The organism is Mycobacterium sp. D16Q13, assembly GCF_002013375.1.
Lineage (GTDB): Bacteria > Actinomycetota > Actinomycetes > Mycobacteriales > Mycobacteriaceae > Mycobacterium.
On record NZ_MAEW01000015.1, the window covers coordinates 1 to 20,193 of the forward strand.

The 20,193-nt window shown below is 65.5% G+C and carries 14 protein-coding genes; 6 read left to right on the top strand and 8 right to left on the bottom strand.

The features are described from left to right. Positions 1-144: 144 nt before the first annotated feature. Together eccE and B4400_RS16775 are read left to right on the top strand one after the other, a co-directional pair. Positions 145-1,098, top strand: coding sequence for a type VII secretion protein EccE (gene eccE / locus B4400_RS16770; protein WP_078311830.1), 954 nt, complete (start codon positions 145-147; stop codon positions 1,096-1,098). A gap of 83 nt (positions 1,099-1,181) precedes the next feature. Next, positions 1,182-3,038: a CocE/NonD family hydrolase gene (locus tag B4400_RS16775; protein ID WP_078311831.1), complete on the top strand. Its 1,857-nt coding sequence runs from the start codon at positions 1,182-1,184 to the stop codon at positions 3,036-3,038. Positions 3,039-3,051: 13 nt separating this feature from the next. Here B4400_RS16775 and B4400_RS16780 read toward each other — a convergent pair whose 3' ends face one another. Next, complete coding sequence (locus tag B4400_RS16780) at positions 3,052-3,486, bottom strand: pyridoxamine 5'-phosphate oxidase family protein (protein ID WP_078311683.1); 435 nt, start codon at positions 3,484-3,486, stop codon at positions 3,052-3,054. A 79-nt stretch (positions 3,487-3,565) separates the two neighbouring features. Here B4400_RS16780 and B4400_RS16785 point away from each other — a divergent pair, with 79 nt between their 5' ends. Further along, the gene (locus tag B4400_RS16785) at positions 3,566-4,450 is read left to right on the top strand and encodes an SCO6745 family protein (RefSeq protein WP_078311832.1); all 885 of its coding nucleotides are present in this window, start codon (positions 3,566-3,568) and stop codon (positions 4,448-4,450) included. Here B4400_RS16785 and B4400_RS16790 read toward each other — a convergent pair. The 5 genes from B4400_RS16790 to B4400_RS16810 form a co-directional block, all read right to left on the bottom strand. Beyond that, positions 4,447-5,544: an LLM class flavin-dependent oxidoreductase gene (locus B4400_RS16790; protein WP_078311684.1), complete on the bottom strand. Its 1,098-nt coding sequence runs from the start codon at positions 5,542-5,544 to the stop codon at positions 4,447-4,449. The two genes, B4400_RS16785 and B4400_RS16790, sit on opposite strands and share 4 nt — an antisense overlap. Positions 5,545-5,584: 40 nt before the next feature. Next, a complete protein-coding gene (locus tag B4400_RS16795; protein WP_170915037.1) occupies positions 5,585-6,610 on the bottom strand; it encodes an ABC transporter substrate-binding protein in 1,026 nt (341 codons plus the stop codon). Beyond that, entirely contained in the window at positions 6,591-7,340 is a 750-nt protein-coding gene (locus tag B4400_RS16800; protein ID WP_078311686.1) for an ABC transporter ATP-binding protein, read from the bottom strand. The genes B4400_RS16795 and B4400_RS16800 overlap by 20 nt, the downstream gene beginning before the upstream one ends. A 10-nt stretch (positions 7,341-7,350) precedes the next feature. Then, complete coding sequence (locus B4400_RS16805; RefSeq protein ID WP_078311687.1) at positions 7,351-8,184, bottom strand: ABC transporter permease; 834 nt, start codon at positions 8,182-8,184, stop codon at positions 7,351-7,353. A 138-nt stretch (positions 8,185-8,322) separates the two neighbouring features. After that, positions 8,323-8,652, bottom strand: a complete 330-nt coding sequence (locus B4400_RS16810; RefSeq protein ID WP_078311688.1) for a hypothetical protein — start codon at positions 8,650-8,652, stop codon at positions 8,323-8,325. 275 nt (positions 8,653-8,927) lie between these two features. On the opposite strand from B4400_RS16810, the gene B4400_RS16815 reads away from it, so the two are divergent. After that, positions 8,928-9,293, top strand: a complete 366-nt coding sequence (locus B4400_RS16815; RefSeq protein WP_078311689.1) for a hypothetical protein — start codon at positions 8,928-8,930, stop codon at positions 9,291-9,293. Between the two features lie 20 nt (positions 9,294-9,313). On the opposite strand, the gene B4400_RS16820 is transcribed toward B4400_RS16815, so the two are convergent. Together B4400_RS16820 and B4400_RS16825 are read right to left on the bottom strand one after the other, a co-directional pair. Next, complete coding sequence (locus tag B4400_RS16820; protein WP_078311690.1) at positions 9,314-10,033, bottom strand: thioesterase II family protein; 720 nt, start codon at positions 10,031-10,033, stop codon at positions 9,314-9,316. A gap of 75 nt (positions 10,034-10,108) precedes the next feature. After that, on the bottom strand, positions 10,109-16,513 hold the full coding sequence (locus B4400_RS16825; protein ID WP_078311691.1) for a type I polyketide synthase: 6,405 nt from the start codon (positions 16,511-16,513) through the stop codon (positions 10,109-10,111). Between the two features lie 225 nt (positions 16,514-16,738). Here B4400_RS16825 and B4400_RS16830 point away from each other — a divergent pair, with 225 nt between their 5' ends. Both B4400_RS16830 and B4400_RS16835 read left to right on the top strand, forming a co-directional pair. Beyond that, entirely contained in the window at positions 16,739-17,137 is a 399-nt protein-coding gene (locus B4400_RS16830) for an MmpS family transport accessory protein (protein WP_078311692.1), read from the top strand. Beyond that, on the top strand, positions 17,134-20,169 hold the full coding sequence (locus B4400_RS16835; protein WP_078311693.1) for an MMPL/RND family transporter: 3,036 nt from the start codon (positions 17,134-17,136) through the stop codon (positions 20,167-20,169). Before B4400_RS16830 ends, B4400_RS16835 begins: the two co-directional genes overlap by 4 nt. Positions 20,170-20,193 lie beyond the last annotated feature (24 nt).

The window sequence follows — 20,193 nt, forward strand, 5'->3', positions numbered from 1 at the left end:
CCCCCGAAAACCCCCTTCCCCGGCGACTCGCCTTCCTTGGCGCCGGTGTATGTCTGATCGCGGTGATCGTCGTCGCCGGGCTCAGTGCACGTCGCAGACAGGAGAGCACGAGTGAGTAAGAACGTGAAGCTGTATCGACCCCCGGTGCCGTGCACGCTGCGGCTGACCCTGGTGGCAACGCTGGTCGCCGCGGGCGCGTTCGCGCTCTACCGTCGAGACCCTGACGACCGCTGGATCGCGATCACCGCTGCGGTGCTGGCGCTGGTTCTACTGGCGTGGTGGCGTGGCACCTTCCTCACCGACATTCTCGGACGGTTCACGAAGATGCTGACCCGTAGGTTCTCTCGTCGTTCCCCCTCCAACACCGCACAGGTTGTCGCGGCGGGAGTCGATGCGCGCACCACCGTGGCACTCGAGCTCAAGGCACCCGCATCCGGTGAGGAGATCCCAGTCGGGCTTCTCGCCGGATACCTGGATCGCTACGGCATGCGCTGCTCATCGATCCGCGTCACCACCGCCGATGTCGTCGGCGCCGAGGGCAAGACCTGGGTGAGCCTGACCCTGAGTGCCGCGGACAATCTCGCCGCACTGCGGGCACGGTCTCCGCGAATCCCACTGCGCGAGAGCGCCGATATCGTGGGGCGCCGACTCTCCGATCACCTGCGCGAGCTGGGCTGGCAGGTCAATGCGGTCGACACCCCGGACGCGCCGCTGCCCGCGGAGGTCAAGGAGGGATCCCGGGCGGTCGCCGACGATCGCGGTTACCTGGCCGCCTACCGCGCCACGGTGAACGGGAGTCTGCCGGACACCCTGGGGAACATCTGGAATGCGCCGCTACCGGAGCGCTGGACCGCTCTTGAGCTCACCGGCACCACCGAGGCTCCGCGGCTGACCGTGGTGTGCGCACTGCGTACCCAGGAGAAACCCGAGTCCCGCGCACCGTGGGCCGGGCTGACACCATGCTGGGGCGAGCACCTGCTCGTCCTGGAGGCGATGAACCCGCTGTCGTCCGGCACCTTCGGCGGAGTCGGCACCGCGGTCACCGAGGAGTTCCTCGACAACCTCACGCTGCAGGACGAGGCGCCGGCACTGGTATGAGCACGAGGGCTAGCGCACCTGGGTGCGCTAGCCCGTCTCGGTACCCTTTCGGGGTGATCGCAGGTTCGGCCAGTCGTCTGGCAATTTTCGCCGCCATTCTGGGCCTCATTCTCACCGCGTGCGGCCACGAGGGTCCCGGTCGCAACTCCTGGCCCCCGGCGGACGGCGGCGGCCCCTGTGCGGTCGCCAAGCAGACCGACGTGCCAGCGACCATGCGCGACGGCACGATCCTGCGCGCCGATATCTACCGTCCCAAGCTCAAGGACTCGGTGCCGGTCATCCTGATGCGCACCCAGTACGGCAAGAGCAGCGCGCAGGTCAAGCCTTCACGGTTCCAGACTCCCGGCTGGTTCGCCTCGCAGTGCTATCTCGTGGTGGTGCAGGACGTTCGGGGTCAAGGCGCTTCGGATGGGATATTCACCGAATTCGGCAACGACGGCACCGACGGTTACGACACCGTTGAGTGGGCCGCGGGATTACCCGGTTCCACCGGCAAGGTCGGAATGTACGGGTCCTCGTATGTCGGTGCCACACAATGGCTCGCTGCCACCACAACTCCCCCGCACCTGACCACCATCGTCCCCTCCAACACGGCCTCCGACTACTACGACGGGTGGACCTACGAGGGCGGCGCGTTCCGGCTCGGCTTCGTGCTCCCGTGGGCGATCGAGACGATCGCCACCACCGCAGCGAAGAACCGGGGCGATGAGGCGGCCGTCGAACAACTGGAGGCCGCCGACAAAGAACGTGATCGCTGGCTCAATTTCCTTCCATACCAGGATCTTCCACCAATGCAGCCGGGCAATCCCCACGTTGCGCCGTGGTATTTCGAGTGGATCCGGCATTCAACCCGCGACGAGTATTGGCAGCGGTGGAGCATCCGGGATCGGTACGAGAACGTGAAGGTGCCGGTGCTGCACTTCGAGGGCTGGTACGACGCCTTCCTGCGCGGCGGCCTGGAGAACTTCGCCGGCATGTCCGCACGGGGCGGGTCGCCGGAGGCGCGCCGACATCAGCGCATTGTCATCGGCCCCTGGGATCATCTGGCCTGGGGCCGTGAAACATCCAGCCCTTCACCATTGTTGAAGAGCCTGGGACCCGGCGCCAGCAGCCCCGTGAACGAGCTGCAACTGGCATGGTTCGACCACTTCCTCAAGGGCACGGACAATGGTGTCGCTCCCGGGTCACCCCGCGTCGACTACTACCTGATGGGCGCCAACCGATGGAAGAACGCCCCCTCCTGGCCGCTACCGCAGACGAATTGGACCGTGTATCACTTGGGCGGTCCCGGCGCGAAGCACGAGGGAAGGCTCGGTAATTCGGCCCCACCCCATGATCCACCCGACACCTACCGCTACGACCCGGCCAATCCGGTACCGAGCGCGGGTGGGCACTCCTGCTGTGCCGCGGATTCGGCTCCGGAAGGTCGCTACGACCAGACCGCCGTGGAACAGCGCCCCGATGTGCTGACCTACACCAGCGAGCCGCTCACCACCGAAACCGAGGTCACCGGACCGATCAGCGTCGACCTATGGGCCGCGTCCTCGGCCCCCGACACCGACTTCACCGCGAAACTGGTTGTCGTGCAATCCGATGGTGCCGCCGTCAATCTCAACAACGGAGTTGTCCGCACCTCACTGGCACAATCGCTGTCCGACCCGCATCCCGTAGCGGCGGGCCGGCCGCACATATACCACATCGACGTATGGCCGGTGAGCTACCAGTTCCGCGCCGGAGAGCGCATCCGACTGGAGATTTCCAGCAGCGACTTCCCGCAGTACGCGCCCAACCCGAACACGGGCGCACCATTCGGACAGAACTCCGAGCTGCGCACCGCCACACAGACAATCCTGCATGATGCGGAGCACCCGTCCACACTCACACTGCCCGTCATACCCGCGGGCGATCAGGGAACCGAACAGTTCCCGCTGCCCCGGTGATCACGCGGGAACGCTAGCCCCAGTTCTCCGGGCCACCAAGGTCCGCCGAGAGCCAGTGTTCCGGAGAGACATACACAGCGATCTGCTCGCCGTACCCCTCCGAGTACGTGAGATACCCGTCGAGCAGCTCCTCCGGGATGTACCGGGCAGCCACCTGCCGATGCTGGTCGTGCTCGAGAGGCACGACCTTGGTCACCGGCCCCTCGACACTCACGTACCGCACCGTCGGCTGCTCACGGTCGACCATAAGCGTCAGCCGACCCGCGGCCTCGATCAGCTGGTGCTTACGCGATCCCTTGCCCGTCGGAACCCAAAGATCGCCGCCCGGGGTATAGAAGTACCAGATCGGCACCGTCAGCGGCGCGCGGTCCGCCCCGGCACTCACCGAGATTGCCGCCACGTGGGGCTCGGCCAAAAATGCCTGTCGTTCTTCCAAACTCAATCCCATGACACCACACTACGAGCCCGCACCGACAGCCGCACCGGACTCGACAGTCCGCGAGGGCACGCCGTGGTTCACTGGATCGATGGCACGTCCACCCGCACTCGCCCGGCGTCTCTACGAGCGTTTCGAACCGGTACACGGCATCACCTACTTCGCCCCCGAGGCACGCGCCGCCGCCGACGAGCTCGGCTACCGCGGATTCTGGCGCGGATACTTCGCTACCCGATCGGCACCCCTGGGCAGGGCGGCCCCCAGACTTGTCGAGGCCGTCTTTTACAACTTCGCCGCATTCCGAGTCGCCAAATCCCTCGATGGGGCCTGGGATACCGTCAGCCCGGAGCAGGCGCTGGCCGCGCGGCAGGCCGGCGCCGTCGCGGCACTACGGCGCTACGGCCTCACCGAGGATGACAACCTATGCACCGCAGCCGAATTGCTGGGCAAGGCGGCCCGCAACGCCTCTCCGGCCGGGCGCCCCCTGTACGCGGCGCTCACCGCTGTTCCCTGGCCCGATGAACCCGTGGCGGTGCTGTGGCATGCCGCCACCCTGCTACGCGAGCAGCGCGGCGATGCCCATGTCGCCGCGCTGGTCGCCGCGGGCATCGACGGCCGTGAATCGAACGTGTTTCACGTTGCGGCGGGACGGGTCACCAAGGACGGCATCATGCGCAGCCGCGACTATGACGACGGCGAGTGGGCGGTCATCGAACAGAACCTGACTCGGCGCGGCCTGCTCGACGGCGGTGACTTGACGCCACAGGGCCGGGCGCTGAAGACCGATATCGAGAGCCGAACCGACCGGGCATCACTGCCGGTACTCGATGCCCTGACCGACAGCGAGGTGGAGGCTCTCTTTAGGGCGCTCACGCCGATCACACGACAGGTCATCGCGGGTGGCGATCTGCCGGCGTCGACACCCATGGGGTTGCAGCGCAACGACCTCGATGACGACAGCGCGGGTCTGGGCTAGGCCGCCAGCGCTCCCCGCTTCTTGAGCAGCGGAAGCACGCCCTCGGCGAACCAGTACGCCTCTTCCAGGTGTGGGTATCCGGACAGGATGAATTCGTCGAACCCCAGCGCGTGGTATTCGGAAATCAGATTGGCGACTTCTTCATGGCTGCCCACCAGCGCCGTGCCCGCGCCGCCACGCACCAGCCCGACGCCCGCCCACAGATTCGGGTAGATCTCCAGTTTGTCGAGCCGACCGCCGTGCAGCGCCGTCATGCGCCGCTGCCCCTCGGATTCGGATGTGGAATGCAGTGCCGTCGCCGCGGCGATCTGATCGGGAGTCAGCTCCCCGACCAGAGAGTTCGCGACGGCCCACGCCGCCTCGGAGGTGTCGCGGCTGATCGTGTGCAGGCGGATGCCGAATCGCAGGTTGCGCCCTCGCTCCTTGGCCAACGCGCGCACCGTCTCGATCTTCGCGGCCGCCGCCGCGGGCGGCTCACCCCAGGTCAGGTACACGTCGACATGCTCGGCGGCAATCGGCAGCGCCGCCGAGGACGAGCCTCCGAAATACAACTGCGGCAACGGTGTTGGCGGCTCCGATACGCGCGCATCGGTCACTGTGTAGTGCTTGCCCGAATAGTCGACGGGTTCGCCCTTCCAGATATCCCGGACGATCTGCAAAAACTCCCCGGTGCGCTCGTACCGTTCGTCGTGGGTGAGCCAATCACCGAAACGGCGCTGCTCGGTATCGTCGCCGCCGCTGACGACGTTCAGCAGCAAGCGCCCATCCGAGAACCGCTGGAATGTCGCTGCCTGCTGCGCGGCCAGTGTCGGCGGCACCAACCCCGGCCGAAAGGCCACGAGGAACTTCAGGCGCTCGGTCTGCTCCAGCAGCGCCGAAGCCGTCAGCCATGCGTCCTCACACCAGGTGCCGGTGGGAGTCAGTACACCCTCGAAGCCCAATCGGTCCGCGGCGCGAGCTATCTCACCGAGATAGCGCAAGCTGGGCTCGCGGTACCCCACCGGGATGGTGTGATGCGAGGACGCATGCGAGGCACCCACGATGGAACGGCTGTCACCATTGGTGGGCAGAAACCAGAAAAACTTGGCGGCCACGGGAATTGCTCTCCTTGTGTGGGATACGAGGACGTATGGGTTAGTGGGACTGGGTGAAGAACTGCGTGAGGACGTCGTTGAAGCGGTTGTCGACGAAATCAGAGAACGTGGGCTTGCCCTGAATCTGTCCCGACTGCGCGAACAGGTCGGCCAGGTTCTGTTCCGAGGCCGTCACCTCGCCGTCGAGCGGTATTGGTTGCCGCAGGCTGCGCGACTGCGCCAGCTCTGCTGCCGCAGGGTCGATTCCGATTGCCGCGGCGTACTTTCCGTACCACTCCTGTGGATGGGCCTGGGCCCATGCGCTGGCACGCGCGATGCGCTGCACCAGGTCGGACAATGCGGTATTGCGTTGAGCATCACGCAGCGCCACCTGCGATGCGACGCCGAATCCGTACCCGTTCGCGACGCCGGTCGCGGTCACCAGGGTACGAACCTTCAGCTGTTTGTCGGCCAGCGCCGTGTACGGATCCCAGATCGCCCAGGCGTCAGCCTGGCCTTGACTCAGTGCGGTGAACGCATCGGCAGGCTGCAGGAAGACCGGCTGGATGTCCTTGATGGTGAGACCGGCCTTCTGCAGCTGAAGTAACAGATGACCGTTCGCCGAACTGCCCTTCCCGACAGCCACCTTCTTACCCCGCAGGTCAGCGACGGAATGGATCGGGGATGTGTCGGCAACCAGGATCTGGTCACCGGAGGCGTCATTGGTATACCCAGACACCACTTTGATTCTCGCCTTGGAGGCCGCGCCGAAGATCGGCGGTGTATTGCCGGTGACCGCGAAGTCGATCTTGCCCGCGGTGAGCGCCTCAATCTGCGGGGGGCCAAAGCTGAAGGTCGAGAATTCGACCTTGTACGGCGCGTTGTCCAGCTCGCCCGCCGCCCGCAGCAGCGACTCGGTGCCACCCTTCTGATCGCCCACCCGCAGGGTGAGGCTCGCCAGCTCTGAGAGCGGAACAAGCTGCGGCACAGCGGTATCACCCTTGCCGTCGCGGCCGGAGGTGCAGGCCGTCAGAGACAGCAGGATCACGGTCGCGCTGACGATTGACTTAAACACCAAGCTGCGCAAGGAGCTCTCCTCGGTATTTCTCGGTTTCGGCGTCGTGCTTGCCATGAGGTTTACGGGGATTGCCGATGCGCAATGTGTGCACCAGCCGGCCCTCATCCAGCACCAGGATGGTGTCGGCCAGAGATATCGCCTCGTCCACATCGTGAGTGACGAGCAGCACGCCGAACTCGTGCTCTCGCCACAGGTTCAACAGCAGTCGGTGCATGGAGAGTCGCGTGAGCGCGTCAAGTGCGCCGAAGGGCTCGTCGAGCAGCAGCAACTGCGGCTCCGCGACTAGCGCACGCGCCAGGGACACGCGTTGCGCCTGTCCGCCCGAGAGTGTCAGCGGCCAGGCTTGTGCCTTATCGGCAAGCCCCACCTCATCAAGGGCCCGATCAATGCGGGAAAGCGCTTCCGCCTTGGACGACTTGGTGCGGGTGAGCCCGTACAACACGTTGTCGCGCACCGAACGCCACGGGAACAGTCGTGGCTCCTGGAACGCCACCGCGGGAGCGCCCAGCACCTGACGCTCGCCCTCGTAGTCGCCGGCCAACCCGGACAGCACCCGCAGCACCGTCGACTTGCCCGAACCACTGCGGCCCACCAATGCGACGATCTCGCCATGGCCCACCCGCAGTGAGACGTCATCGAGAACGCGATTGCGTCCGTACCATTTGGTGACCGATGTCAGCTCTGCCGCCGGTACAGCAGATTGCCGTGCCAGTTCAGTGACCTCGAAAACCGCTGTCATGATGTGCCTTTCATGATCGGTACCGCAGCGCGCGCCGTTCCAGCACGCGCACAATGGCGTCCGTGACGATGCCCAGCAGCGCGTAGACCACGAGCCCGAAGATGATGACGTCGATACGCAGGAAATCGCGCGCGTTGTTGATAAGGAAACCGACCCCGGCGTCGGCGTTGATCTGCTCGGCGACGATGAGCGTCAGCCAGGACAACGCCAGGGATTGACGCAGCCCGACAAGCACCTGCGGAGTAGCACCGGGGATGATGATGACGCGCAACCGCTGCCAGAATGAAAACCCAAGTACCTGTGCGGTTTCGAAAAGTTTGGGGTCAACCTGCCGGATCGCGGAAGTGGTGTTGAGGTACAGCGGGAAGGCCGCCCCGAGGGCCACCATCAGCACCTTGGGAAGCTCACCGATTCCAAACCACAGGATGAACAGCGGGATGAGCCCGAGGTGTGGCAACGCCCGGACCATCTGCATGGTCGGGTCCACCACGGCATCGACGAGCCGCGACAAACCCACCGCCGCGCCCAGCACCACGCCTGCCAAGCCACCCAGCAGCAGTCCTTCGGCGGCACGGATGCCGGAGACCCGCAGTGCCGCGGTGAGCTGACCATTGCCGACCAACTCGATTCCGGCGTGCCCGATCGTCGACGGCGCCGGCAGGATGTCCGGATCGATCAGACCCCAGCCACTCCCCGCTTGCCAAACAAGCAGCACCACGAACGGCGAAAGAAATCGAATGATCTCCCAGCGCCGGCTGAGGATCCACTCCCGTCGGGACGGGGTGGATATCGGGGCGTCGGTGTCAGTCGCCGCAGCGGCCACCAACGTATTACGGGTGGTCATGAAAAGCTCGGGAATCCTCACGGGTCGGCGGCTGCGTTTCGACAAGTATTGACAAACTATGGGCGCGTTTGGATTCCGTGAAGACTTAATATCGCGCTGATTCGACGGGTATCCCTCACCCGAGGTGAACGACCGAAACTAGCGCCAGCCGTCGGCAGCCTTGGTGGCGCGCAGCAATTCTTCGCACAACTGGCGCAGCTGGTCCTGGGTCGCGCCCTCGTCGACGGCCGTCGCGACATCCTCGGCCGCACACCTCGCCTGATACACCCGATCGGCCAGATCGGTCGCTTCGTCGGCGGTCAGCACCACGGCGTCGGCGGGCACCGAGGTGCCCTTGACCGCCGCACGCTGTTCGTACGCGCGCTGGCGACAGGACTGGCGGCAATACTGCCGCCGGCGACCCAGCTCTGCGTCATCGACTTCGCGCCCGCACCACTTGCAGGGCTGAGCGTGTTTGCGACGTGCCACGTCTCAGGAGCGTAGCGGTGACCCGGCCGCCCCCTTGGCGCGGCAACCTCTCAGCAGGGTTCATGGCATCGGGGTCAGCGAACCGATGGGCCTCCGCCGCGAGCGCGATGTCGGCACCCCTCTGATCGACAACACGGCTGGTAGCGCAGGTGCGACGTACGCCGGTTCGCGTAGTGATATGTCAGCGAGCGCAATTGCCACAATTACCGAGAAAACGCGCGATAGTGCGCTAATCTTGCGGAATCACAGCGGCATCCAGCGTCGGAGGTTGTGCGATGAACAAGATCATCATGGTCGGGCAGGCCGTGTTAGCAGCAGGCGTCATCGCCGCCCCGATCGCTCTGTTGAGCGCGGGCCCGGCGTCGGCGCAGCCGATCCCCGCCCCCACGGATGTGTGCTTTAACGGACCGTATCCCTCACCCCCACCCCCGTGGGGACCAGGAAACGTCGAAGGGTGCGTCAACCCCGACAGCTGGTTCGACGCGTGGGGCTGGCGATACTCCGGCCGCAACTGGCAGGGCGAAGGTGGGCGCCTGCCTGCCCCGGCCCCGAACTGGAAGTACGTGGGCCCGGGCTGCGAATACTCAAGCAACCCGAACTGGCAGTACACCGGCCCGGACTGCCAGCGCGAAACCCCGTAATACGACGCTTGCCTCGGCGGCTAGTAGGAGTACGAGCCGCCGAGGGCCAGCTCGGCCTCGTGCGTCAAGATGCTCGCCAAGGCCTGCGGGTTCGACCAGTAGAAGTAGTGCCCGCCTGTCACGAGGATGCTCGTGAACTCCCCCTTCGTGTACGGGGCCCATCGGCGCGGCGGCGCGAACTTCGGAATCACCTCATCATCCTTCGCGCTCACCTCGGTGATCGGCGTCGTGATCCGGCGACGCGAAATCGATTGCAGGCCAAGACTGAAATCGATCACCGCATGTAGCCGCGCCTGCTCCAGCAATGACTCATCCGCAATCTTCTTCGGCGGCCAGGCGCCGCGCTGCTCATCGTTGGTAAGTCTCCAGAGTGCGTGTTGTTTCGGGTTGTGCCCCCGGGTCTTGGCGTAGAGAGCATCCATTCGCCAGAGAGACGGATGCCCGCTCACCACCGGAACGAACCGGCCCACGGCGAAGTCCCGCGACTCCAATGCCTGACACACCGTGTAGCCGAACAGCCCGCCGAAACTCTTTCCCGCGAGGACCGGTCGGCGGCAACCGAGCCCGATGATCGCCGACGCGCACTCCTCCGACAGCGCGCGCAGACTCTCCGGAGATGGTTCGGTGGACCGGGTGCTGCGCCCCGGCATCCGCCACACCCCAAAATTCACCCCCGCCAGGTGCGGGACCAAGTGCTGCTCACCGGCGTGATTTGCCCCAGCGCCCGGGAAAAACAGCACGGTGGGCAGGGACGGTTGATACGCCCTGGGCCACCACCAACATTCAAGCGGAGTCGCAACAGTCACGCGGATCCTCTATATCGCGTCGTGCTCGGGATCGCCGACCCCTTGCGCAATGAGTAATGCGACCCGGGCACCGACAGCCTCGAGGGTGAGGTCGGGGGTGAACTGGAACGCACTGATCTGGATGTTCAACTGCTTGCCGGCGCGGGCGGCGAACTCGACCGCCATCAGGGAGTCGATTCCCAAATCGGCGATCGGCCCCGTGGGGTCGATGCTGTCCACATCGACCTTGAGCACGTTGGCGAGCTCCTTGGCCAGTTCCTTGGTAACCATCGGTCCGCGCTCCTCCTCCGGCAGTGCCAACACCGCCGCACGGAAGGCAGCCTGTTCGTTCGACACGGCGGCGGCCTCAGCGGACAAATGCGCGAAGCGCGTGCTCTTGGCCGTCGAGGGCAGCGGCGTGCGCAAGACCCCCCAATCGACACCCGCGATGGCGACGTGCGGAAGCTGGAAACGGGAGCACTCGTGCATGAGTGTCGCCCCGAGGTCCATGTTGAGGCGGCGCAGCCCAACCGAATCGAGAAACTTCACAATGGCCTCAACCTCGGCCATGCCACCGCCGCTCATGGCACCCCAGCTCACCGACAGAGCAGGCAGCCCGGCCGCGTGCCGCGCCTGAGCGAGGCCGTCCAGCGTGCTATTCGCCGCCGCGTAGGTCAGCTGCGGAACGATGCCGATGAGGCCACTGATCGAGGAGTACAGCACGAAGTGGTCGAGTGGCACATCGTGCTCGCGCGTGGCCCTGTCGAGGTTCAGCGCACCCTCGACCTTGGGCCCGAACACCTTGTACAACGACTCCGCGCTGATATCCGCGAGCACCTCGTCGTGAGCGACCGCGGCCGCATGGAAGACGCCACGCAGCGGATGGCCCGAGGCCTCCACTTTCGCGATCAGATCCGCGACCTGGTCATAGTCGCTGATGTCGATCCGCTCTTCCCACACGTCGACGTCGGCGGCCCTGAGCGCCTCGATCTGCGCTCGCGCAACGTCCGTTGTGGCACCGCTGCGGCCCGCGAGGATCAGATGGGTCGCCCCGGCCCTGGCCAACGAACGTGCGGTGGCCAGACCGAAGCCGCCGAATCCACCGCTGATGAGGTAGGAGTGACCGGGGCGCACCGGCGCCGGATCTGGCTTGCGCGGCAGCAGCTTAGGCGTCTGATCACGCAGATCCAGCACGATCCGGCCCATGTGTGCCGCCCGGAACACCGCCTCGAACGCCCCCACGACCTCGTCGATCGGGAACCGCGTGAACGGGAGCGGGGTGAGCTTGCCGGAGGTGAGCATCTCGGTGCACTCGCGCCTGAGCTCGCGGAATGTTTCCGGACGCAGCCGCAGCATGCGGTCCATGTCGATCGCGTGGAACGACAGGTTGCCGCTGAACGGCTTGAGATCCATCGCTCCGCCGAAATAGATGTCCGCCTTGCCGATTTCGATGATCCGGCAGAACTCCCCGGCGACTGCGAAGTTCTGGGCGATCATCTCGCCGGGCAATGAGTTGTAGATGACGTCAACCCCGCGCCCTTCGGTGACCCGCAGTATGTCGTCGACAAACCCGACCGACCGCGAGTCGAAGGCCGCGGTGGCGCCGAGCTCCAGCGCCGCACGCCGACGCTCCTCGCTGCCGGCGGTCGCGTACACGACCGCACCCATGTTGACCGCGATCTGCACCGCGCCCATGCCCATGCCGCCCGCCGCGCCGTGGATAAGAACTGTCTCGCCGGGCTGCAGATCCGCCAGCTTGTAGAAGGCATAGCCCGCCGTGAAGAACGGCACACCGGAACCCACCGCGAGCGGATCGAAGTCCGCACGCTGAAGATGCTCTTCGTCTATCCGCTCCCACGCGGCACCGCCGTCGAGGTCGAAGGTCAGGTAGCGGCGCAGCAGACCCCGCTCCGCGACCGCGATGCTCTCGCCAACCCGAAGCTCGCTGACCGCGGAGCCGACGCGCGTGACAACACCGAAACCCTCCATGCCCGGATCCAGCTTGAAGTACGTCTCGCCGAGTTCACGCTCAGTCAGGATCCCGAGGACCTTCAACGGGTCCTTGTAGTTGAGTCCGAGAGTCTCGACGCGGACCTCCACTTGCCGGGGTCCCGGCTCGACGCGATCGCATGCACGGAGCGCAATGTCCTTGAGCGTCCGCGTATCCGGGATCTGCACCTCGTAGGCCACGTCCGGGTCTGTGGGCTCGAATGCCTCTTCCCACGGCGCGACGAGTTCGGATAGCGACCGACGCATCCGCTGGGTCCACCGCACACCCGCGCGCACCGCGACTTCTTCCGCTCGATTCATCGCGTTGATCTCTGCGGCCACCTCGTCTGCGGTGACCGAATCGGACAGGTCCACCAGAGACCACTTGGCGGGATGCTGCTCGTTCGCCAACACCCGGCGCGCCCCCACGAGCGTGGCCTGGTCCAGGACGAGTCCACGATCACCCGGCGCCAGGAAGGCATGCGTGCTCACGACGACGACCTGCACGTCCGGATTCACGACACCGCGGTCGGTCTCGGCCTCCATGACCGTCCGCAACGCCTGCGCGACCACGACGAGTTGATGAAGGTTCTCTACCGAGGACTTCCCGGAGCCGACGGCCACCAGCACGCGCAAGAACGTGTCTGCGCGCAACGCTTCCCCGAACGTCTCGGCGAGATCTGCTCCCTGGTGCGATTCGGCGCGCAGGATCGGTACACCGGCGCCGGCCGCTCGGCGGACGCCTTCGGCGACAGCTGCGCTGACGCCCCCGATCTCGACGACCGCGTTCGCCGCGCGAGCAGCGGTGACAGGCGCCGGGACACGTTGTCCCTCTTGCCCTTCCGGCTCCTCGTCGAACGGCTCCCACCGAGGCTCGTAAAAGTACTGCTCAAGCTCGGACAGCGGGTCCGACGCCGCTCCCACCGGCCGCAGCGTCACGCCGGTCATGGCCAGGGCCACGTCGCCATCGGGCGAAGCGAGGTAGGCGTTCGCGCGCAGCGGCTGCGTGCTCGTGATCTCGACGACCGCGATGGGGTCCTCAGGCACCTCGTGGTACAGCCGCACCCGGTCCACCGAAGCCGGAATATGCGCCGTGGGAGGTATGTCCAGCTCCGGACGTGCGGCCAAGAGGACCGCGATGCACTGCAAGGCCGCGTCGGCGAGTGCGGGGTGGACAGCGTGCTTAGGGTCAACCCCGGGCTCGGGTACCGCTTCGGGGCTCGCCAGCTGCGCGACGCAGCCCGCCGAACCGATGCGCGCACTCTGGATTCGCTGAAAGGCGGGACCGTAGGACAATCCGACCGCCGCCAACCCCTTATAGACGTCTGCGCCGTCGAAGATCGTGTCGTGCTCGGACTGCGGAACATCGATCCGCAACGTCCCCAGATTCGCCTCGACCAGTCTGCCGTTGGCATGTGCCGTCCACAGCTGGGTGTGCGCGGAACGGCCGTTGACGGTAAACCGCTTAGTGGGCTCGTCCACGGTGAGGCGGGTGATCGGCGCATCGTGTTCGGCAACGACCAACGGCACCGCGAAGACCACCGAGTCCAGTCCGGCCTGGCCACGGCCAGAGCGTTGACGCACGGCCGACAGCGCGGCATCGAGATACGCGGTTCCGGGCAGCACGACCGAACCGAGGACCGTATGGTCCGGCAGCCAGGGCAGGTTCGCCGGAGCCAGGGTCACTTCCCACTGCGGTGTCAGCGCCTCCGCCCTGTCGCCGAGAAGGGCGAAACGATCGGCGTCCCCGTACCGCGCGCGCAGCGTGAGGGGATCTTCTTCCCACAGTTCCTCTTGCGACCACGGGTACTTCGGCAGATCCATGTGCGGGATCGAGCCGTTCGTGTAGAGATCGGCCTCGCCGGGGGCGTCGATCGCGCCTACCGCGTACAAGTCGGTGACGGCCTGCAGCACCGACTGCTCGTCATCCTGCTCACGATGCAGCGTCGGGACCGCTGCGCCCGAGACACTATGGCGCACAAAGCTTTCACGAATGTTTCCGAGGAGCACAGGGTGCGGCCCAAGCTCCAGGAACACTCGATACCGGTCATCGATGAGCGTGTCGATCGCCTTCGCGAACAACACGCTTTCGCGCACGTTCTTCAGCCAATAGTCGGGGTCCGCAAATGCCTCACCATCGGTCTTCTCGCCGGTGACCGTCGAATACAGCGGCACGTCGGCCTGGCGTGGGGCGAGTCCGGCCAGCGATGCGGCGAGCTCACCAAGGATGGGGTCCATGAGCTGGCTGTGATACGGGACCTCCACGTGCAGCATCCGGGCGAAGACGCCGTCTTCGGCAAGCTCATCGTGCAGTATCCGCAGGGCTTTCGAGTCACCGGAAAGCGTGGTCGCCGCGGCGCTGTTGATTGCCGCGACACACACCGCCGATCCGAAGCGCGCGGCCCGGCGCTGCGCTTCCTCGGCATCGAGACCAACGGCGAGCATGCCGCCGGAGCCCGCCGTCTTGGCCTGCAGGCGGGAACGGTGATAGGACACCGTGGCCGCGTCCCGCAGGGACAACGCACCGCTCACATACGCCGCGGCCACCTCCCCGACACTGTGTCCCACCACCGCCGTGGGACGGATTCCGAACTGTTCGAGGTGCTTCGCAAGTGCCGCCTGGACAAGGAAGTTCGCCGGCTGGGCGATCTCCGTGCGGCTGACACGGGAGTCGCCCTCAGCGCGCAGCAACTCGGCGATCACCGACCAGCCCGACACCTCCTGGAACACCGCGTCGATCTCGGCGGCGGCATCGCGGAACGCGCCAGGGCGCTCCAACACACCGCGCGCCATCCCCCACCACTGCGGACCCATGCCACTGAAGACGAACACGGGATCGGAGATCCCTTCGACCAGGGCACGCGCGGGTGCCGCTTCGTCACTTTCGGCATAGGAATTCAGCTGTGCGAGAAGGTCGTCCGCGCCGCGGTAGATGAAGCCCTTACGGAGGTAATGGTGTGCCCTGCGGCCGGTGACCGCGGTCTTCAGGCGTTGCGCGGCCTCGTCGGAGACTGTGCCCGCTGTGCCCTCCCCGGGCTCCAGGAGCGCGGCGTAGCGCCGGGCGACCTCGTGGAGTGCGGCACCACTGCGGGCGGAGACCGGAAAGATCCGGATGCTGTCCCTGACGGGCACAGCAGGCTTTGCGGCCACGGGTGCCGGCGGCTCCTGCACAAGGACGTGTGCGTTGGTCCCGCCATAGCCAAAGCTGTTCACCGCAGCATACGCCGGCGCACCCAGATCGGGGTAGGTCTGAACCTCGGTCGGAATCCGAATCCCAAGCTCGTCGAACGGGATTGCGGGGTTGAGCTTGTCGAGGACAACCTGCGGCAAAATAGTCCTGCGCTGCACGGTGAGCGCGGCCTTGATCAGACCCGCGACGCCCGCGGCGGCCTCGGTGTGCCCGAAATTGTTCTTCACCGATCCGATCAGCAGAGGCTGTGTGCGGCCGGCTGCCTGACCGTACGAATGTCCCAACGCCTCCGCCTCCAGCGGGTCGCCGACGCTCGTCCCCGTGCCGTGCGCTTCGATGTACCCGACGAGGGCGGGGTCGACACCTGCCTCCTCGAGCACCTGCTCCGCAAGCCGCTGCTGCGACACCGGATTCGGTACCGGCAGCGCTATCGTTCTGCCGTCCTGATTGACACCGCTGCCCCGGATCACCGCATAGATGCGGTCGCCGTCGCGCTGTGCCTGTTCGAGGTTTTTGAGCACGACGACACCGACGCCCTCGCCACGACCGTAGCCATCGGCGGCCGCATCGAATGACTTGCACCGCCCGTCCGCGGCAAGAAACCTGCCCTTACACATCGTGATGAAGGTTTCCGGCTGGAACATGGCGTTCACGCCACCCGCGAGCGCCACATCGCACTCACCGCTGGCGACCGCCCGCACCGCGAGGTGCGTTGTCACGAGGGATGAAGAGCACGCCGTGTCCACGGTCATGCTCGGCCCCCACAGGTCCAGCGCATGGGCGATCCGGTTGGACAGCAAAGTCTGAGACGCGCTGAACGCGGCGAAGTTGTTGATCTTCTCAAGGTTGCGGGCGAGTGCCCGGCTGACCATGTTGTCGTTCATAAAGCCGCCGATGAACGTTCCCACTTTGCCGCCCAACGCTTTTCCAGCGATGCCCGCGTCGTCGAGTGCCTCCCACGAGGTTTCGAGAAGGAGCCGCTGCTGTGGGTCCAGGACGGCGGCCTCGCGGTGCGAGATCCCGAAGAAGTCCGCGTCGAACCGCCGGAATCCTTGGGTGAGGAAGCTGCCGCGCCGGGTGTACATCCGCCCCGGAGTGTCGGGATCGGGGTCGTAGTACTTGTCCGCATCCCACCGATCCTTCGGGATATCGGCCACGGCGTCGCCTCTGCGCAATACGAACTCCCAGAAGGAATCCGCGTCTTCAATGCCCCCGGGGAACCTGCATCCAATGCCAATAATGGCCACCGCGACCAATGCTCTGCCCTCTCCTAGTTATTGGATCGTCCGGAAACAATGGAACTTTTGCCGAAACAGCGGGACGCTCTTAACTCATCTGCAATCATCGTCACCATCAAAGAAGCTTTGCCTGCCGTGTCATCCTGTGGAATTCGCACTGTACGCGCCTGATTGGCAACACGAAGGGTGTTTCACAATGGATTTGCCGCTTCCTCCAAAGGTCGCTTGATGAGAAGCGCCTGGGTGTATCTTGTTGTGCTGGCGGTCCTTACGGTCGCGGCCGTGTTCATTCTGAAGTTGCGGTCGAGCGAGATCCCCGATGAGGCGGTGGGAACCGTGAGCCGTCTCCCTGTACTCGGCAGCCTTTCCGAGCGGACCATCCAGTACGAAGCCATCGGGCCTGCCGGGACGCCGGCGACGGTGTCCTATCTTGATGACAACGGCCACAACCAGAATGTCGGCGCGGTCCTGCCATGGCAGGAGGCGCTGCGCACCGTGGAGCCCTCCCTGGTGACCAGCATGGTCGTGCAATCCAATGCCGCTGGCGTCGGATGCCGGATCACCGTCAACGGACAGGTCCGCGATGAACAAGTCGCGACGGCCACCGGCGGTATCGCCAGTTGCAAGGTGCAAGTCGCATGACCGCAGACGAGGCCGAAGCGGATACCGGCCCGATACCCGCTCCCGGCACACCTGCCGCGCCTGCCGCAGCTGATGGGTTCGCCGCCCGATCGCGCGCCTTCGGTCGCCGAGTGCGCGGGGAATTCTCGGTGCCGTTCCGTCGTGAGACCTACGCGGGCACCGAACAGCACCGACCCCTGTACGCCCGACTGCTGTATGGACTCTCCATACCCATTGTTGTCTTATGGGTATTACTCGCGTGCGGGCTCAATGCCGCAGGCCCTCAGTTGGAGAAGGTGATTGAGGGACACGCCCTGTCCTTCTTGCCCGATCAGGCCTCGTCGGTGCAGGCACTGTCCAACATGGGCAAGTATTTTGGCAACGGCGGTACGAACAACTTCGTCGCGGTGCTCGCCGAGGGCGACCAGCCGTTCGGCGCGGAGATGCACCGCTACTACGCGAACCTGATGGAGAAGTTCAAGGCCGACAAGAAACACGTCATCACGACGATCGACCTATGGTCCGACCCATCGTTTGCTCCGGCATTCGAAAGCCAGGATCGGAAGGCCTCCTTCAGCTACCTCAACCTGGGTGGCAACATGGGCACCGCGCTGGCCATGGAATCCACTCAGGCCGTGCGCGACATCGTCAAGGCGTATCCGCCGCCGGACGGCGTCAAGATCTACGTGACCGGTCCATCCGCGGTCGTGAACGACGAGCTGCTCGCGATCAACCGATCGATCCTGCCGATCATCTTCGCCTGCGCCATTTGCATCACCATCATCATGTCGTTGACTTACCGCTCGCTATTCACGGCCGCGATGCCACTGCTCGTGGTGGCCGTCGCTCTGGTCACGGCCCGGCCGATCGTCGCCCTTCTCGGCCAGCACGAGATCATCGGCATTTCCATATTCGCGTCAAGCCTGCTCGCCGGAATCGTGCTGGGCGCGGGCACCGACTACGGCATCTTCCTGCTCGGCAGATATCAGGAGGCACGACGAGCCGGGCAGGACCCGACCACGGCGTACTACACCGCACTGAAAAGCGTGCAGCGCATCATCTTCGCCTCGGGGCTGACCGTGGCGGGCGCGACCGCGTGCATGACGCTGACCAGACTCGCCGCTTTTTCCACCTCCGGTCTGCCCTGCACCATCGGCATCCTCACCGCACTTGCCGCAGCGCTGACCCTTGGCCCCGCACTGCTCGCGATCGGATGCAGGCTCGGACTGTACGAACCGCGCGGAGAACGCGCCGTCCGGCGCTGGCGGCGCATCGCCACCCACGTGGTCCGCTGGCCGGGTCCGGTGCTCGCCGGCAGCCTCGCCGTGCTGGCACTCGCGATTCTTGTGCTGCCGACCTATGTGATCAGTTACAACGAGCGTGCGGCCCAACCGGCCAACACCGAGGCGAACCTGGGTCTCGATGCCGCGGATCGGCACTTGCCGCCCAATCTGCTGAACCCGAATCTGCTCTTCGTCGAGTCAGATCACGACATGCGCAACTCCGCCGACCTGATCGCACTCGCGAAGCTGACGAACGCCGTCTACGCCGTGGAAGGCGTCCAGGCGGTGCAAGGCATCACCCGCCCACTCATCACGCCACTTCCCCAAGGCACCCTGACCTATCAGGGCGGATACATCGGCGAACGGATGTCCCAGATAGCCGAGATGGTGAGCACGCAGCTCAACGGCATCGCCAGAATCACCGGTCAGATCGATCAGCTGTCCGTGGGGGTCAAGGTGGTGCTCAAAGACCTTGAGGTAACCCAGCGCGCGGTCGAGCTGCCCGGCGGCACCGGCGCAGCCACCCGGCAACGTCTCATTGAGCTGTTGAAGGTGGCGAAGGGGATCCATAACGAAATGCAGCCGCTCGTCGCGGATGGCATCGACGCGGCGGGCGAGCTCGTCGACATGGTTCCCGACTGCAAGCAGCTCCTCCCCTGCAACGCCGCGCTCACCGGTCTGGCCGTTCTCGACGGACTCAATCAGACGGGGGGACGCAAGTTCGAGGACATCGTGGACGCGTCCCGCGTCGCCTCGGAATCATTGCCCAACTTGGTGGCCCAGGTCCGGCTGCTGGACCGTTTTCTCGCCGACTCGCAACGCACACTGACGCCGATCCGCGGCATGGCGGACTCGCTGCTGGTGCAGATGAACGAAGTCACCCAGTTCCTGCGAGAGATCGCCGACACCTATATGAAGGGAGACCCGAGCGGGTACTTCTTCCTTCCGAGCCAGGCCTTCGAATCCCCGTTGTTCCAATCCGCGCTCTCCGTCTTCTTCTCTCCGGACGGCAAGATCACCCGCATGCTCGTCATGGGTGACGTGAATTCGTTCAGCCGCGAGAGCATGGACTACAGCGCAAAGATCGTCCCCGCGGCCAAGGCGGCGCTCAAGGGCACGTCACTCGGCGGGAGCACGGTGAGCATCGGAGGAGCCGGCGGCACGCTGCTCAACATCGCGGCCTTCGCGAAGGAGGATTTCCTCACCAGTGCGGTCGCGGCGTTCGCCTTCGTGTTCTGCGTCGTGCTGCTGTTGTTGCGCAGCTTCGTCGCCGCGGTCGCCGTCGTGGGCACCGTGGGACTGTCCTTTCTTTCCGCGTGGGGGCTCAGTGTCGCCATCTGGCAGTACGGCATCGGTCTGCCTTTGCACTGGGCCGTCGCACCGTGTTCCTTCATCTTCCTTGTCGCGGTCGGCGCCGATTACAACTTGTTGCTCGTGGCCCGGTTCAAGGAAGAGCTCCGCGCCGGGATAAAAACCGGGATCATCCGCGCCATGGTGGGGACGGGCAGCGTGGTCACGACCGCGGGCCTGATCTTCGGCTTCACGATGTTCGCGTTGATCGCGGGCTACTCGAGCACGCTCGCGCAGATCGGCACGACCGTCGGCGTCGGACTCTTGCTCGACACGCTCATCGTCCGCTCGCTCGTCATCCCCTCCATCGCGACGCTCCTGGGCCGGTGGTTCTGGTGGCCGATGCGCGTGCCGTGCCGCGCGCTGCGGGAGTCGGATCCGGCATTGGTCGGCTCAACGTCCGGCGGACACCGGGCCTAGACGTGGATGCGGGGAATGTGTTGG